The sequence below is a fragment of the Paenibacillus mesophilus genome, assembly GCF_005938385.1.
Classification (GTDB): Bacteria; Bacillota; Bacilli; order Paenibacillales; family NBRC-103111; genus Paenibacillus_AB; species Paenibacillus_AB mesophilus.
This window is the reverse complement of the sequence record NZ_VCRA01000002.1, coordinates 150380-166211: the sequence shown is the minus strand read 5'-3', so window position 1 is coordinate 166211 and position 15832 is coordinate 150380. Positions and strand designations below refer to the sequence as shown.

The following is a 15832-nucleotide window of genomic DNA, read 5'->3' as shown; positions in this document are numbered from 1 at the left end:
ACGCGCCGGATCGACCTGTACTGCAGCGATAGCGACGGGTTCGGAAGACAAGTCCCGCCGGATCGGGAAAAGGGTTAGGCACATGCCTAACCCTTCTCTTTCGCAGTTTGCGCAGCCGCCCGAACCGTTATGCACCCGCATCCCGATCGATTGCGCGCAATCTGCGCGAGGTCCGTTTCCACCGTCAGGAGACGATCTCCACGGACACGCGCTTGTTATGTTTCACGGCCGCCGATGTGACGACGGTGCGCAAAGCTTTGGCGATGCGTCCCTGCTTGCCGATCACCTTGCCCATATCGGACGGATGAACGGACAGCCGGTACACGATCTCGTCTTTCTCCTCGGCTTCGCTCACGACGACATCTTCCGGATGATCAACCAACGCCTTGGCGAGAACGGTGATCAAATCTTTCATAGCAACCTCCAATTCAACAGATTACTTCTGTTGTCTGAATTGGTGAAACTTAGTCAAGATGCCGGCTTTGCTGAACAGGTTGCGAACCGTGTCGGACGCTTGCGCGCCGTCTTTCAGCCATTTCAACGCTTTCTCCTCGTCGATCGCGACGGAAGCAGGCGTAGTCAACGGGTTGTACGTGCCGATTTCTTCAATGAAACGGCCGTCGCGCGGGGAACGGGAATCCGATACGACCACGCGGTAAAAAGGAGCTTTATGAGCGCCCATACGTTTCAAACGAATGCGAACTGCCATTGTGTTTTCACCTCCCTTAAATACCCCATAAAGTGAAGATGTGCTTCGTAGCTTATTCCGAGTACTTTATGGGGACCCCGGAACAATTCCCCCAAAAGTGAAGCGAAGCTCTGGAGCTTACTCCTAGTACTTTTGGGGGAGCCCCCCTAATACATGCCCCATAAAGTGACGTGCAGCTTCGAAGCTAATTCCGAGTACTTCCTACATTAACCGAACGGGAACTTGAAGCCGCCGCCCTTGCCGAGCTTCTTCATGTTCTTCATGTTTTTCAAGCCCTTCGGACCGCCGGGGCCCATCATCGACGAAAATTGCTTCATCATCTTCCGCATGTCGTCGAACTGCTTGATAAGCCGGTTCACGTCCTGAATCGATGTGCCGCTGCCCGCCGCGATCCGCTTGCGGCGGCTTGCATTCAACAGCTCGGGCTTCAGCTTCTCTTCCTTCGTCATCGACTTGACGATCGCGACGACCCGTCCCATCTGCTTGTCGTCGACTTTCAGATCCTTCATGCCCTTCATCTTGCTCGCTCCGGGCAGCATATCGAGCAGCTGGTCGATCGGTCCGAGCTTCTTGACCTGTTCCATCTGTTCGAGGAAATCTTCGAACGTGAATTCGGCGTTGCGCATTTTGCGCTCCATCTCCGCCGCTTTCTCCGCATCGATGCTCGATTGCGCCTTCTCGATCAGCGACAGCATATCGCCCATACCGAGTATGCGGGAAGCCATCCGTTCCGGATGGAACGGCTCGAGCGAATCGACCTTCTCGCCCATGGAGGCGAACTTGATCGGGCAGCCGGTGATCGCTTTGACCGACAACGCCGCGCCGCCGCGCATGTCGCCGTCGAGCCGGGACAGAATGACCCCGGTCAGCTCCAGCTGGGAATGGAAGCTTTCGGCGACATTGACCGCTTCCTGTCCCGTCATCGCATCGATGACGAGAAGCGTTTCGTCGGGATCTACCGAAGCGGTAATCTGCTTCAGCTCCTCCATCAGCTGCTCGTCCGTTTGCAGCCGGCCGGCCGTGTCGATAATCAAATAATCGTTGCCGTTATCTTTCGCGTGCTGCAAGCCGCCCTTCGCGATATCGACCGGGCTTGTCTTGTCTCCGAGCGTATATACCGGCACCTTGATCTGCTCGCCGAGCACCTGCAGCTGCTTGATGGCCGCCGGGCGGTAAATATCGGCCGCGACCAGTAGAGGACGGTGGTTCTGCTTCTGCAGAAGCTTGGCCAGCTTGCTTGACGCCGTCGTTTTCCCCGCGCCCTGCAAACCTACCATCAGGATGACGGTCGGCGGCTTGTTCGCCTTGGCCAGCTTGCTCTGCGTACCGCCCATCAGCGCGGTCAGCTCTTTGTTGACGATATCGATGACGACCATGCCGGGCGTAAAGCTTTTGAGCACCTCTTGGCCGATCGCCTTCTCCTTCACCTTGGCGATGAAATCTTTGACGACTTTGAAGTTGACGTCCGCCTCCAACAGCGCCAGTCGAACTTCGCGCATCGCTTCGTTTACGTCATCCTCGGTCAGCTTGCCTTTGCCGCGCAGCTTGCTGAGCACATTTTGCAAACGGCCGGTCAATCCTTCGAATGCCATGGTCATCCCCCCGTTTCTTCGGTGGAGTCGGTTAAAGCAAAATCAGTCGTTCAATCTATATTGTACAGCTTTCTCACTAGCTCTTTCAATTCGTCCGGTTCCGCGGGCGGCTCTCCGCCGAAGATCGCCTCGATCCGGTCCGCAAACCGTCTGCGCTCTTCATGCTTGGCCACGAGCCGAAGCTTCGTCTCGTATTCCTCGAGCGCCGCTTCAGACCGCTTGATGTGTTCATAGACCGCCTGACGGCTGATCTCGAACTCCGCGGCTATTTCGCCGAGCGAATAATCGTCATGGAAATACAGGCCGAGAAACGTGCGCTGCTTGTCGGTGAGCAGCTGCCCATAAATATCGAACAGCATGTTGATGCGGTTCGTCTTGCTGAGAGGCTCTTCACCTGTCACCCGCGCCACACCTCCTGTAAAGGAAAAACACTTTACAACGACAACAAATCTAATCATAACGACTGTCGGAAGCAATGTCAAGTATTTTACCTTGTCAGTCGGAAATTTGTCTAGGTCACTTCTAATCCCGATGCCTAAGCGACCGGAGTTCCGTCCGGGACGCGCTCTCCCGGCTGCAACAGCACGACGTCCCCCTCCTCCGGCACCCCTCCGAGCACGAGCACCTCGGAGACGAAGCCCGCGATGCGCTTCGGAGGAAAGTTGACTACCGCCGCCACCTGCCTCCCGATCAACGACTCCGGCGCATACCTTCTCGTGATTTGGGCGCTTGTCCGCTTCACGCCTAGCGGACCGAAATCGATCTTCAGCTTGATGGCCGGTTTACGGGCTTCCGGGAACGGTTCGGCTTCCAGCACCGTTCCGATGCGAATATCCAATTCGGCAAATTGCTCATAGGTTGACATTCATGATCGCTCCTCTGCTCCTACATGGGGTCTATTCCATCAGCTTGCCCTTCTTTCAAGCCTATTGTCAACGTTATGTTCGGTTTCAATCATTTTCTCCTGTACCCATATTCGAAAAAAACGCCCACGATTCAACGGAATCGCAGGCGTATTTCTTCAAGCACCTTCCTTATCTGTCGATTGCGCTACGGTCTTTCAACGTCAGCACGATCTGATCGAAGCTGATTCCGTACAGATGGGCGATATCTTTGGCGAAGCTGATTTCATTCGGCGGACCGGGCTTGACCTTGTACGTCCGTTTCGCTTTCAAGCCGGGACGATCGGCGGAATCGGATTCGCGCTCCACTCCGGCGACCATGCTGATTACTTTATTTTCCCCGGGCAGTTCCTCGTTGATCCGATCGGCGCCGGCAGCCAATTCGAGCAAATGTGTCGCATAGACCGCCCTGCAGCCGAGAACTTTGAAACCTTTCACGACATCCCGGGCCAAATACAAACTATCCCTCGAGCTCGTGCTGGATAGCGATTCATTCAACAAGACGAGACTATGCCGCGTCGCGCTCATAAAAATGTCGTGCAGCCGCTTGGATTCCTCTCCGAGCCTGCCGTTGTCGATATTCGGCTTCTCCTCTTCGCTGAAGTGGGTATACAGACCGTCCGTAGGACTCATGGCGGCTTGGCTCCCCGGCACGAACAGTCCCGCCTGAAACAACACTTGAGCGACTCCGATCGCCCGGGTATACGTCGTTTTCCCGCCTTGATTCGGTCCGGTTAAGATGTACACTCTTCCGTCGGGCCCAAAATCAATATCGTTGGCGACGATCGAATTATTCAGATGCAAGCCGGGATGCTGTCGGGTCAATCCGACCGCCAGGATGACGTCGATCATGTTCCGGATCCGGCATATCCGATCCTCGGCGGGAGCGATATCAGGCTTGCATACGGCGAGTCCGGCAGCGGATAGCAGATTGTAAAACTTGGAGGCGCCGACAAAATAGCCGATTTCCGCTTCCAGATTCGTAATCGCGGGGATATTGACATCGATATACCGTTTTATGGCGTTTCCGATCGGGAGCAGCGCGTCGTTGAATACGTCCTCCAAGCTTTTGAGCAGAGCGGTATCGAGCGCCGAATGATTCAGCTTCACGATATTTTGGAACGGGGATATGCCTTCGTACGGCTCTTCGACCGATTTCATGCCGAGCAAGCTGGACAGCAGCGAGCTTTTCCTGTTCTTGAAAGGTTTCGCATCCAGCGATAAAATGATCGCTTCGGCCGGCTTTAGCTCGTTGTCCAAATTAATGCCGATCGTAACGCTGGACATGCCTTGAAGTTTCCTCCGATAATCGGGAAGCGTCGCGGCGAGCGACCGGTATCCGTCGTCTTCGGTTATATGCTCGATGAACGCGAACAGACGGCGCAGGCCTGCCGATTTCACCTCTTGCCTAAAGCGGGTCGATAACGATTTCACCGCGGCCGCGCAATGAACGTATACTTCCAATGCTTCCAATTGCCAAGCAATTTTTCGCAGCAGCTCCGCTCCCGTTATCACCTTGGATCGATGGTGGATGTCAAGCTTGTGCATAATCGGCAATACGTTCTCGAACTGTGCGGCAAGCTCGGGAATATGAAGAAAATCGTCCAAAATATCGAGCCGGTACCGGATTACGTCAGGATCGTCGCACAAATTCAACAATAGCTTCTTGGTGTCGTTATAATATTTATGATTGCAGCACAGCTCCTGGAAAATACGCTCCAGTCCCAGGTCCGCGATCGTTTGGTCGGCAATGCGAATCGTATCCCTGTACTCGTTCTTTGATATTTCCGTCGGCCACAGCAAGCTTGCCGCATCAAGTTTTTCCATAAAAGTTCCTCCCAATCGATATGGACTATCTCATAGCCTTGCATTACCGTGGGTTAAGCGGACCGGCAAAGCCGAAGCTCGGGAACAGTCGACGCGATACTTTCTTTCCGGCCATGACGGCTTTCGAGAATTTGCAGCGGATCATCGGCTTGTCTCTCCTTTCAGCATCCGGGTTACGGTATCGATCACGCTCGTTCGAAGCTCGGCGGAAATGCGCGGACTTACCGAAATGATGACGTCATCGCCGATCTTGTACGTTTCATTGCCGATCCATGGCTTCGATTGGTACAGGTGAAGGCTTTCTCCGATCTTGACCACTTCCTGTACAGGAAGCGCCTTTAGCTTCTCCTGGACGGCAGCCAGCGTCTCCCCGCTCTTGGCCAATGTGAGCGCCGCCCGAAAATAATGGAGGTGCTTATCCGTATATACTCTCTTGTTGCCGACTAGCTCCAGAGGGGGAATAAGTCCGATTTGCGTATAGTAGCGGACCGTTCTCAAATTCATTTGCGGATCGTCCTGCTGGAGAACCTCCGCAACTTGCTTGGCCGTATAAGTATTCAATTGCGTCACCTCTTTACCACCATTGTGTCAATGTTACATCATAATGTTATAGTTACAGTATACTGTAACCAATGTCGTGCGGCAATATTATTAAACCGATCGATAGACGTTTTAAACATTTTTTTGTACGCTTTGTTAAATAACGACTTCGAAAAGGCTCTATATCATAGAGGCGCGAAGGAGGGAAACGATGAGGAGTGAACAAAATCGACGTTCGGCGATAGAAGCCGGGGATGATGCGGCTCTAGTGGCAATGGCGCGCGCAGGCGATCCGGAAGCGTTCGGAGAGCTGGTGCTGCGTCATCGCGCCAAAGTATACGGCTGGGCGCATGCAATCGTCCGAGATCCCCACCTGGCGGAAGACGTCGTACAGGAGGCGACCATGAAATCGTTTCTGCGGCTGGGGACGCTTGTCGACATGCGGCGTTTCCTGCCTTGGCTTCGCCGGATCGTCCATAACCAAGCGCTGCGCAGTATGCGAAACGGCGGCGGCCGGTTCGGGAAGGAACAGCCGATGTCCGCTTTCGCTCAGCCGGAGCCGCGTGAAGGAGCGTACGGGTCGGAGAACGCCTGGCCGGCAATGACGCCGTCGGCAATCGCCGCTTCCCGGGAGTACGACCCTTGCGCGCTGCTGCTGCGCCGCGAAGTGCTGGAGACGATCGAGGCGATGTGTCGCAGACTGAAGCCGGCCGAGCGGAAAATTTTCGAGGCGCATGTCGTTCAGGAGCTGACGGCCCGCGAGATTGCCGAGCTGCTGCAAATGAGCACCGCCAGCGTCTACATGTCTTTGTCCCGATCCCGGAAAAAACTGCGGGAGGAACAGCTTCGCGCCCGACTCTCGCCTTATGGCGGAAAGGAAATGGCGATGACTTCGAGTAAACGTGTCGTGCTGGCGAAGCCGGCGATCTTGTTTTCCCGTACCGGACTTTACAACGAGTCAATCCGGAACTGCGTCTATTACGCGCTTCCCTATGTCGGCAAAGGCCATCTTCCTTACGACGAAGTGATGGCCGTCACCGGACACGCGTTCCAGATCAACATCGAGCGGCGCAAAATCGATCTATGCGGCGTGTACATGTATGCCGGAACGACGATGTTTCCAAACAGCATGATGAATCTGGGGCACAACTCCTCCCTAATCGACAAATTCGGCTACGAGAACATGCCGGAAAGCCAAGTAAAGGAAGAGCTGTACCGAATGCTGCTGGACATGATCCGGGATTCGATCGACCGCGGCGTTCCGGCCCTATTCGGCAGCGGCAAAAATCCCCAGTTCGCGCTCTATTACGGATATGACGATGATCGAGAAGTATTCTATGCCGCCGATACGCTGACCGCAATGGAAGTGTCTTACGAATCATTCCGCAATCGTCACTTGTACGGCTTTGTCATCGAGGAGGCGGTACGGATGGACGAGAACGAAAGCTTTCGCCGCATGCTCGCTATGGCGGTTGCCCACGGACGGGGCAAGGAGACGACGTTCACTGGTATCGTGAACGGATTGGATGCTTATGACGCATGGATAGAAGCCTTTGCCAACCGAACAGTAGACGCGGCGGGCAATGCGGCCAATATGCGGAATGTCGGGGATATGAGAAGCTATGCCGCCTCCTACCTGCGCAGAAAAACGAACGAGCGGGAGTCCGAAGCTTCTCAGGATGATGCCGTCGTCAAGCTGCTGCGCGATGCGTCATCCCGCTACTCCGAGGTTACCGAAGCTTTCCGTCAGCTGCAGACGATGTTCCCTTACCCGCTGGGGGGAGAGCCCCACCTCAGGGAAACGGCTGAGCGAGCCGTCTCGTTATTGAAACGGGCGCGCGCCGCGGAGGAAGCCGGGCTTGCATCGTTGGAACGATTGCTGGACCATATGAGCGCGATCGGGGAACCCCCCCGTCTGCTCGAGCCCGATCCGTTCTGGGTGTTCTAGGAGGAGGAAAACCGTTATGACTTTTACCGTTTCTTACGAGCTCGACTGCGTGCGGCTGCGCGCGCGGCGGCTTAAGCCGGCTATTCGCTTCTACAGCTCCTTATTCGGCTGTCCGGTTATTAAAGAGCTGTTCAACGGGGAAATGTATGCTTTTCGCATGTCCGACGGCCGTTTGCTGCTGCTGGACGATATCCGTGCGGCCGATGTCCGCGAACCGTTGGCGAGACCGGCTGCCGTTCTTGTCGCGAAGGAGCTTTCCGCCGCTAACGAGCATACGAAGCTATTTCCTTTCGCCCACGTATCGCCGATCGAGAAAGGCGTAAATTATTTATACTTTACGTGCCGAGATACGGACCACAACATGTTTGCCGTCGCCGACCGTCCGTATCCTTACACCGGTACGGTACAGATAACGAGCGCGAGTCCTATCGATGCCCGGACGTCCCATCTAGTGCTGCCGGTCTCGGATGTGCGCAAAGCCGGAGCGTTTTACGCGCAATGGCTGTCTGTTCCTGAGCCGGCCGGGGTGGTGGCGGACAACGGCTGTTTTCGGATCGGACTTCAGGACGGTACGCAGATTGAGCTTATACCCGACGACGGTCAAGGAAACCGGGCGTTCCCGCTTCTGCGTCTGCATTCGGAAGATTTGCCGGCCGCCTATGAGCACTTGAAAGCGATGCAGGCGGATCTGTTGACCGGTCCCGCTGATGCCGAACGGGGACAGCCGATCCTCTTCAACGATTGTGACGGTCGTCTGCTCGCAGTGGAATCCGCCCGGCGCCACCCTTAATCCGTCTTGTACTATCGCGCCCCTGATCGGGCAAGGCTCGAAGTCTTTTCCGATCGGGGTGCGTTTTGTGCTGCTCTTCGATTATAGGGAAGGGATGCGGCGTCTCCCTCTAATTCGTGTCACGTTGGTTGCAGCCCCATATCATAAGCGTATACCCGTCCGGATCAGTAAAGTGAAACAGCGCGGAACGATCCTCGAACGTCCTAACTTCGTCGGTCTTAACCCCCTGAGCCCGCAGCTTCCGATGAAAGCCGAATACGTCCGCCGTCTCGAAGTTAAACGCGACAAGGCGATCCGGACTTGTCTGTTTCCGATCGACAATAATAGTAGGACCCGGCTCCTTTCCCGTACGGAACCCGGTAGCCCCGTTCGGCGCGACCCACAGCTTCTCCATATTCAATACGTTCTCATAAAAATCGCGCATACCGTCCAAATCCCCGACATGCCGGAACACGACGCCGATATGAGACAATTGCCGTTTCGCCTCGTTCATATCCATCCCCCTTTACTAAGCCAGCACCGGAACAAAACGGGATATCAAGTCCGCTATTTCTTCGGTGCGTTCCGTCGGATCGAATTCCGACCATACCATCGTCGGCTGTCCGGAATCGGAATAGCAGAACGCGGATGCGGACCCCGATGTTTGAATTTGTTCCACGAACGAAGCGGCCCCGCTCGCTTTCACCTTGTCGAATGCCAGTTGAATGTCCGGCGTGGAGAAATGAACGGCGCTCTCCCGCTCGAAGCGCGAAGGATCCGACGCTTGCACCAATACGACGATCGCTCCCCGCGTTTCACCCGCCTGAAGCCCCACCGTCGATTCGTTTCTCCACAATACGCGCAGCCCCAATGTTCCCGTGTACCATTGTTCGGCCGCCGCCTTGCTCCTTACCCGCAAACTGACCATACGAATCCGGTTTAAAATCGCTTCCCCCATTCGATCGCCCCCTCGGCTTATATGTCTTCATCCTATACAACGAGAAATCGTGACGATTCGATACGCAGGCTTGCTAAAAAAGTTCGGAATGGATAACGCACAAATTCCCCTCCGGGTCCCGGAAACGGAAAAACAGTGCCCGTCCTTCGGCATGACGGCCAACTTCGATTTCATTTCGCTGCAGCTCCATGTACGCGGCGCTGATCTCGTACGGATCGTAACGGCGGAAAGCGTCCAAGAAACGGGAAATGAGCTGATGCGGCGGTTTGTCCGTAAGCTTCGCCCGGGAAGCTGCAGATGCGCCTGAGCCGTCTTCCATTCGGTCGGAGGCGGCTTGCTTGCGAATTCCGGCTCTTGCGCGATGAAGCATCGCTTTAACCGCTCCTTCGGTGGAATCGATCATTTGCGCCGTTTCCTTCGCCGTATATTGAAAGACGTCCATAAGCAGCACGACGGTTGCCTGACCGAGTGGCAGCGTTTCCAGCAGCAGCTCCAGCGAGCCGTGCAGCTCTATCGGATCAGGGTCCGCAGCAGCCGTATCCGGCAGCTCCTGCAGCTCCACGAGGACCACTTTATTTTTGCGGCATATGTCAATCCACGCGTTCGTTGCCGTTCTGAACAGGTAAGATTTGCTTACCGGAATCTCCCTATTCCTGCCGTATGTAAACAGCTTTACCAGCGTCTCTTGAACGAGGTCGTCCGCATCCCATTCCGATCGGGTCAGCATTTTGCAGAACCGGTATAGATCATGCCGATACGGATGGACAAGATCGAGTATCGCGGCTGCGGAACATAAATTCTGCTTCTCGCCCAATGGTTCTCCGCCTCTCTTCGAGATACAAAAAAACGCCCCCTTGTCGGAGGAAGACCTGAAGTCTTCCCCGATTCGGGAGCGTCATACCGGCGCAACGAGCCGGCCGGCTTACGCCTCGGCCGCTTCTTCCTTCTGGATCAACCCGGCGAACAGCGCATGAACGAATTGCTCCGAATCGAAATTTTCCAGATCGTCCATCTTCTCTCCGAGTCCGACCAGCTTGACCGGGATATTCAGCTCATTGCGGATCGCGATGACGATTCCGCCTTTGGCCGTACTGTCCAGCTTCGACAAGACGAGTCCGGTTACTCCGGTCTTCTCCCCGAACAGCTTCGCTTGCGTAAGGGCGTTCTGGCCGGTTGTCGCATCGATGACGAGCAGTGTCTCGTGCGGCGCATCGGGGATTTCCCGACGAATGACGCGATAAATTTTGTTAAGCTCATCCATCAGGTTCGCTTTGTTTTGCAATCGTCCGGCCGTGTCGCACAGCAGTACGTCCACGCCCCGATTTTTGGCTGCCTGAATGGCGTCGAACATGACGGCCGCCGGATCGGAGCCTTCCGAATGCTTGATGACGTCGACACCGGCGCGCTGTCCCCACACTTCCAGCTGATCGATAGCCGCCGCGCGGAACGTATCGCCGGCCGCGAGCAGCACCTTCTTCCCTTGCGACCGGAAACGATGGGCGAGCTTGCCGATCGTAGTCGTTTTGCCGACGCCGTTGACGCCTACGAATAAATAGACGGTCATCCCGTTCTCGTTCATCCGCAGCCTGTTGTCCTCCGCCCCCTGGAGCATCCCTACGAGCTTCTCGGACAAGACCGGCTGCAGGTCGGCGGGATTTTCTATTTTGCGTTTGCGCACTTCCGCCCGAAGCTGTTCGATCAGCTCCATGACCGTGTTCACGCCGACATCGGCGCCGATCAATATTTCCTCGAGCTCTTCGTAGAAATCCTCATCGATCTTTTTGCGGCGGAGAATGAGCTCCTCTACCTTCTCCACGAAGGCGGAGCGGGTTTTGCTCAATCCGTCCTTGAACTTGTTCGTGACTTCTTCCGCCTTGGCGGATATGCTGTCGCGCAGCTTCTTGAAAAAACTCATAAACCTCTCTCCGTCCGTCTCTTGATATTCTCGAATCCGCACATAACGCTTGCATCAGGCGGTCATATCTTCATCGTCCAGCTTGACCGAAACGAGCTTCGAAACGCCGCCCTCTTCCATCGTGACGCCGTACAGCACGTCCGCCGATTCCATCGTCCCTTTGCGGTGGGTAACGACGATAAATTGCGTCTGCTCGGAAAACTCGCGCAAGTAATCCGCGAACCGGCTGACGTTCGCCTCGTCCAGCGCCGCTTCGACCTCGTCGAGGACGCAGAACGGCACGGGCTTGACCCGGAGTATCGCGAACAGCAGCGCCATCGCGGTCAAGGCGCGTTCTCCGCCGCTCAGCAGCTGCAAGTTTTGCAGCTTCTTGCCGGGAGGCTGGGCGACGATTTCGATGCCCGTATCGAGCAGACGGTCCGGCTCGGACAAGATCAGATCGGCACGCCCGCCGCCGAACAGCTTGACGAATACGACGACGAACTGCGAACGGATCGCGTCGAACGTCGTTTTAAACCGCTTGGACATTTCCTCGTCCATCTCGCGGATGACCAAATACAGCTGCGTCTTCGCCTCGACCAGATCGTTTTTTTGCTCGGACAAAAACTGGAACCGTTCGTTCACCCGCTGGAATTCCTCGATCGCTCCCAAATTGACGTCCCCGAGCGCGGAGATTTGCCGTTTCAAGTCTCTTACCGCGTTCTGGGTCCCGGGCACGTCCTCGGGTACCGGATATCGTTCCTTGGCGAGCTCGTAGCTTAGCTCGTATTCCTCCGCCAGTTTCTTCAGCAAGTTTTCCAGCTCGACGTCCAGACGATTGACGCGCACCTCGGTCTGCCTGAGCTGATCCTCGACCTGCTTCAGCTGGGTGCGCTGCTCCTTGGTCAAGCTTTCGCCCTCTTCAAGCTTCTGTACCCATTTCGCCCGCTCCGCCCGTTTGAAGTCCATTTGCTCGGAAGCTTCCCGCTTCTTGAGCCGGAAATGGTTGAGCTGCTCGATCTGCTTGACCGTCTCCGCCTCGTTCGCGTCGAGATCCGCCTCGATCTGCTTGAACAGACGCTTGCTTGTGCCAAGCTCCCGCTCCGCAGCGGATAAATCGTCGTCCAGCCGGCGAAGCTGCTCCTCGAGCGACTGCTTCTCCTGGCTGACGGAGGCGGTCTTGACTTTGAGCGACGTCAATTGGACCTGCAGCTCTTCCTTAGCCGATTCCTTCGCCTTGCGCTTCAATTCCGCATCGCGGATCGCCTGCTGCAGCTCCGTCTCTTCCTGCTGCAACGCCGCGAGAGACAACTCGGCAGCCTGCTTCTTCTGCTCGAAGTCGCTCCGCTCCTTCGCGAGCGCTTCGCGATCCTGCGAGTACAGCGCCGTCTGCTCCTCGGCGTTCTTGCCCTCGCTGTCAAGCTGGCTAAACTGCGAACGGAGCTGCTGCTCGCCGATTCGATGCTGCTCGCCCAATTGGCGAAGCTCGTCCAACGTCCGGCTGCCTTCCGACAGCTCGCGCTTGATCTGCTCCAGCTTCTTGCGCAAATCGCCCACTTGAACTTCCGAAGTGCGGATTTCCTTTTCCATTTCGTCGATCTGGCGATTGCGCCCGAGCAGGCTGGACGTTTTTTTCTGCAAACTGCCGCCTGTCATCGATCCTCCCGGATTGACGACGTCGCCTTCCAGCGTGACGACGCGATACCGGTATTGGCATTTGGCGGCGATTCGGTTCGCTTCCTCGAGCTTCTCGGCGATAATGACGTTGCCAAGAAGGCTGGACATGATGTTCTCGTATTTCTCGTCGAACCGTACGAGGTTAACGGCAATGCCGACAAAGCCGCCGACATCGGACAAGCTCTTCCTCTCGTGCTCCGGAATCGATCTTCCCCGGATGACGTCCAGCGGCAAAAATGTCGCTCTTCCCGCCTGTCTGCGCTTCAAGAAAGCGATCGCTTCCCGGCCGTACGCCTCGTTCTCGACGACGATGTTTTGCAGCGCTCCGCCGAGCGCGGTCTCGATCGCCGTCTCCACTTCGGCGGGAACCTTCACGAGTTCCGCTACCGCGCCGTGAATCCCTTTCAGACCGTCGGCCCGGCTTTTCGCCTTGAGCACTTCCTTGACCCCGATGGCGAAACCGTCGTAGTCGTTCTGCATCTCGCGCATCGTATCGCGCCGGGACACGAGCGCCTCCAGCTTCTGCTCCCACTTGCGCACCGTATCTTGGACTTGGACGAGCAGCTCCTGCTTCGACTTGAGCTCGTGACCGAGCGTTATGTAATGGTCGCGGTTGTCCTGCAGCTCCTTGGCCAGCTTCTCGGCCTGCTCCTGAAGCTCGAGCCGCTTGCGTACGATCTGCTCATGCTGGCCGGCCCATTTGGAGTGCTCTTCCTCCATCCGGTCCAGACGGCGGGCGAGCGAATCCACGTTTTGCTCCGAATACCGGATCTCGTTTCTTGCTTGCGCGATCCGGCCCAACGTCTCGATCAAGTCCGCCTTCAAGCTCTCTTCTTCCGCGCTGCTTACGCCTCCGGCCACGCCAAGCAACCGTTCTTCCTCCGAAGTCAGCTTCGCTTTGAGCTGCTCGACCTCCCGCTCCAGCGCTTCATATTTTTCGCGGAACGCGGCCGTCTCGGATTGCCTCTCGGCCATTCGCAGCTGCTGCGCCTCGATCGTCTGATCGAGCTGGGAGCGGTTCGCCAGCAAATTTTTGCCGCGCTCCTTCAACACTTCGCCCTGGCCTTCGCTTTTCTCGAACTCTTCGCTTAAACGGAGAACCGTTTCATGCAGCCGATCGACTTCCTCTTCGAGCCGCCGCGCTTCCATCCGCTCCTTCTCGAGCAAGGCGTCATGACGGCTGACGACGGTAGACAGCTCCAGCTGCTCCTTCTGCAAGGATGCCAGTTTATCGCTGGCTTCCTTCCAAGAACGATGAATTTGCTCGATCTGATACACGTACATCGAGATTTCTCCCGACTTCAGCTGCTCTTTCAACTGCTTGAAGCGTATCGCCTTCTCCGACTGTATGCGCAGCGGCTCGATCTGATCCTCGAGCTCGGATACGAGATCGTGAATGCGCAGCAAATTTTGCTCCGTATCGGCGAGCTTCTTCTCCGCTTCCCGTTTCCGGGATTTGTATTTGACGATACCCGAAGCTTCCTCGAAGATGCCTCGCCGGTCTTCCGACTTCGTACTCAAAATTTCCTCGATCCGGCCTTGTCCGATAATCGAGTACGCTTCCTTGCCGATGCCGGTATCCATGAACAGCTCGGTAATATCTTTCAGCCTGCAGGATTGCTTGTTGATGAAATACTCGCTGTCCCCGCTTCGGTGAATGCGGCGTGTAACCGTCACCTCGTTGAAGTCCAGCTTCAGCGATTCGTCCGAGTTGTCGAGCGTCAGCGACACTTCGCCGTAATTGACCGCCTTGCGCGCGTCGCTGCCGGCGAAAATGATATCCTCCATCTTCCCTCCGCGCAAGGAGCGCGCGCTTTGCTCGCCCAGTACCCAGCGGATCGAGTCGGATATGTTGCTTTTGCCGCTTCCGTTCGGGCCGACAACCGCAGTAATGCCCTGTACGAATTCCAGCTCCGTCTTGTCGGCGAACGACTTGAATCCGGCCAGCTCCAAACGTTTTAAAAACATAGCTTCACCTCAAAACAGTTTCCACAAAATCCGATAACCGACCCTTTTACAAGCATTGTAGCATATATAGCCGGGCGATAACACTTCCGGGGAAGCCCCCGTTACACACGGAAATGGGCTCCGCATCATTTCCAAAACAAGAAAAAGCGGCTTCCGCCGCTTCCTTCGCCAAGCTTCGCCCGGCACGTTCCTGTTGGCCGTTTACGCCTTCTGCATCGAATGGAACATGGCGAGCGCCTGCGATGCCGCTTGCTGCTCGGCGTCCTTCTTCGACCGCCCGGTCCCGGTTCCGAGCATCCGCTCGTCCAGCCATACCTCGGACACGAATTCCCGGTCATGCGCCGGGCCGCGCTCCTCGACGATCCGGTACTCGACCGTACCCATTCCCCGCTGCTGGGTATACTCCTGCAGCTTCGTCTTGTAGTCGCCCGCCTGCAGCATCGCATCCTTCGCCAAGAACGGAAACATATGCTTATGCAGAAACGATTTTACCGCTTCCAAGCCTTGGTCCAAATAGAGTGCGCCTACGAACGATTCGAATACGTCCGCGAGCAGAGCCGGCCGCGTCCTTCCGCCCGTAAGCTCTTCTCCTTTGCCCAGGAAGACGCAGGAGCCGAAATCGAGCCGTTCGGCGAACTGGACCAGCGACGGCTCGCATACGATCGATGCCCGATGCTTGGTCAGCTCCCCTTCCGGCCGGTCGGGATACGTCCGGAACAAATACTCCGATACCGTTACTTGCAAAACGGCGTCGCCCAGAAACTCCAGCCGCTCGTTGTCCTGAGTCTCGGCGGACCGCTGTTCGTTCACGTATGACGAATGGGTGAACGCTTGCTTCAGCAGATGAGGCTCATGGAATACGATGCCGAGCTCCGTTTGCAGCTTTTTCAATGATTTCAACGAAATCCACCGCCCATCGTTTCGGATCCGGTAGTAGGATTCGCCCACAAATGCCGATTGTATTCGTAAATCCCGGGTGAAAGCTTAGGACCTTTAACGGAATTACCGCCCTGACTGACGACCGGGGCTTTGTGGAACGGCAAGTCGC

The 15832-nt window shown here is 56.2% G+C and carries 15 protein-coding genes; 2 read left to right on the top strand and 13 right to left on the bottom strand.

What is annotated here, in order from left to right; genetic code table 11:
* Positions 1-184: 184 nt before the first annotated feature.
* The 7 genes from FE783_RS03420 to FE783_RS03390 all read right to left on the bottom strand — a co-directional run bounded on the left by FE783_RS03420 (position 185) and on the right by FE783_RS03390 (position 5591).
* Positions 185-415 carry a KH domain-containing protein gene (locus FE783_RS03420; RefSeq protein WP_138877927.1) on the bottom strand — a complete coding sequence of 77 codons (231 nt, stop codon included), beginning with the start codon at positions 413-415 and terminating at the stop codon, positions 185-187.
* Positions 416-436: 21 nt separating this feature from the next.
* Positions 437-709 (bottom strand): 30S ribosomal protein S16, encoded by a 273-nt coding sequence (gene rpsP / locus FE783_RS03415; protein ID WP_138877926.1) that lies wholly within the window; start codon positions 707-709, stop codon positions 437-439.
* Between the two features lie 206 nt (positions 710-915).
* Complete coding sequence (gene ffh, locus FE783_RS03410; protein WP_138877925.1) at positions 916-2301, bottom strand: signal recognition particle protein; 1386 nt, start codon at positions 2299-2301, stop codon at positions 916-918.
* A gap of 50 nt (positions 2302-2351) precedes the next feature.
* Complete coding sequence (ylxM, locus tag FE783_RS03405) at positions 2352-2660, bottom strand: YlxM family DNA-binding protein (RefSeq protein WP_420799711.1); 309 nt, start codon at positions 2658-2660, stop codon at positions 2352-2354.
* A 176-nt stretch (positions 2661-2836) separates the two neighbouring features.
* The gene (gene csaA, locus FE783_RS03400) at positions 2837-3166 is read right to left on the bottom strand and encodes a chaperone CsaA (RefSeq protein WP_138877923.1); all 330 of its coding nucleotides are present in this window, start codon (positions 3164-3166) and stop codon (positions 2837-2839) included.
* A gap of 169 nt (positions 3167-3335) precedes the next feature.
* Positions 3336-5030, bottom strand: a complete 1695-nt coding sequence (locus tag FE783_RS03395; protein ID WP_138877922.1) for a MutS-related protein — start codon at positions 5028-5030, stop codon at positions 3336-3338.
* Positions 5031-5171: 141 nt separating this feature from the next.
* Positions 5172-5591, bottom strand: a complete 420-nt coding sequence (locus FE783_RS03390; protein ID WP_138878275.1) for a MerR family transcriptional regulator — start codon at positions 5589-5591, stop codon at positions 5172-5174.
* 190 nt (positions 5592-5781) lie between these two features.
* On the opposite strand from FE783_RS03390, the gene FE783_RS03385 reads away from it, so the two are divergent.
* Together FE783_RS03385 and FE783_RS03380 are read left to right on the top strand one after the other, a co-directional pair.
* Entirely contained in the window at positions 5782-7518 is a 1737-nt protein-coding gene (locus FE783_RS03385; RefSeq protein ID WP_138877921.1) for an RNA polymerase sigma factor, read from the top strand.
* 16 nt (positions 7519-7534) lie between these two features.
* A complete protein-coding gene (locus tag FE783_RS03380) occupies positions 7535-8308 on the top strand; it encodes a VOC family protein (protein WP_138877920.1) in 774 nt (257 codons plus the stop codon).
* Positions 8309-8417: 109 nt separating this feature from the next.
* Here FE783_RS03380 and FE783_RS03375 read toward each other — a convergent pair whose 3' ends face one another.
* From FE783_RS03375 to rnc, 6 genes are all read right to left on the bottom strand, one after another.
* A complete protein-coding gene (locus FE783_RS03375) occupies positions 8418-8801 on the bottom strand; it encodes a VOC family protein (protein ID WP_158301602.1) in 384 nt (127 codons plus the stop codon).
* 15 nt (positions 8802-8816) lie between these two features.
* On the bottom strand, positions 8817-9245 hold the full coding sequence (locus FE783_RS03370) for a VOC family protein (RefSeq protein WP_138877918.1): 429 nt from the start codon (positions 9243-9245) through the stop codon (positions 8817-8819).
* 73 nt (positions 9246-9318) lie between these two features.
* Positions 9319-10059, bottom strand: a complete 741-nt coding sequence (locus FE783_RS03365; RefSeq protein ID WP_138877917.1) for an RNA polymerase sigma factor — start codon at positions 10057-10059, stop codon at positions 9319-9321.
* 108 nt (positions 10060-10167) lie between these two features.
* On the bottom strand, positions 10168-11160 hold the full coding sequence (gene ftsY / locus FE783_RS03360) for a signal recognition particle-docking protein FtsY (protein ID WP_138877916.1): 993 nt from the start codon (positions 11158-11160) through the stop codon (positions 10168-10170).
* Between the two features lie 54 nt (positions 11161-11214).
* Positions 11215-14784 carry a chromosome segregation protein SMC gene (smc, locus tag FE783_RS03355; protein WP_138877915.1) on the bottom strand — a complete coding sequence of 1190 codons (3570 nt, stop codon included), beginning with the start codon at positions 14782-14784 and terminating at the stop codon, positions 11215-11217.
* A 201-nt stretch (positions 14785-14985) separates the two neighbouring features.
* Positions 14986-15684, bottom strand: coding sequence for a ribonuclease III (rnc, locus tag FE783_RS03350; RefSeq protein ID WP_238402841.1), 699 nt, complete (start codon positions 15682-15684; stop codon positions 14986-14988).
* Between the last annotated feature and the right edge of the window lie 148 nt (positions 15685-15832).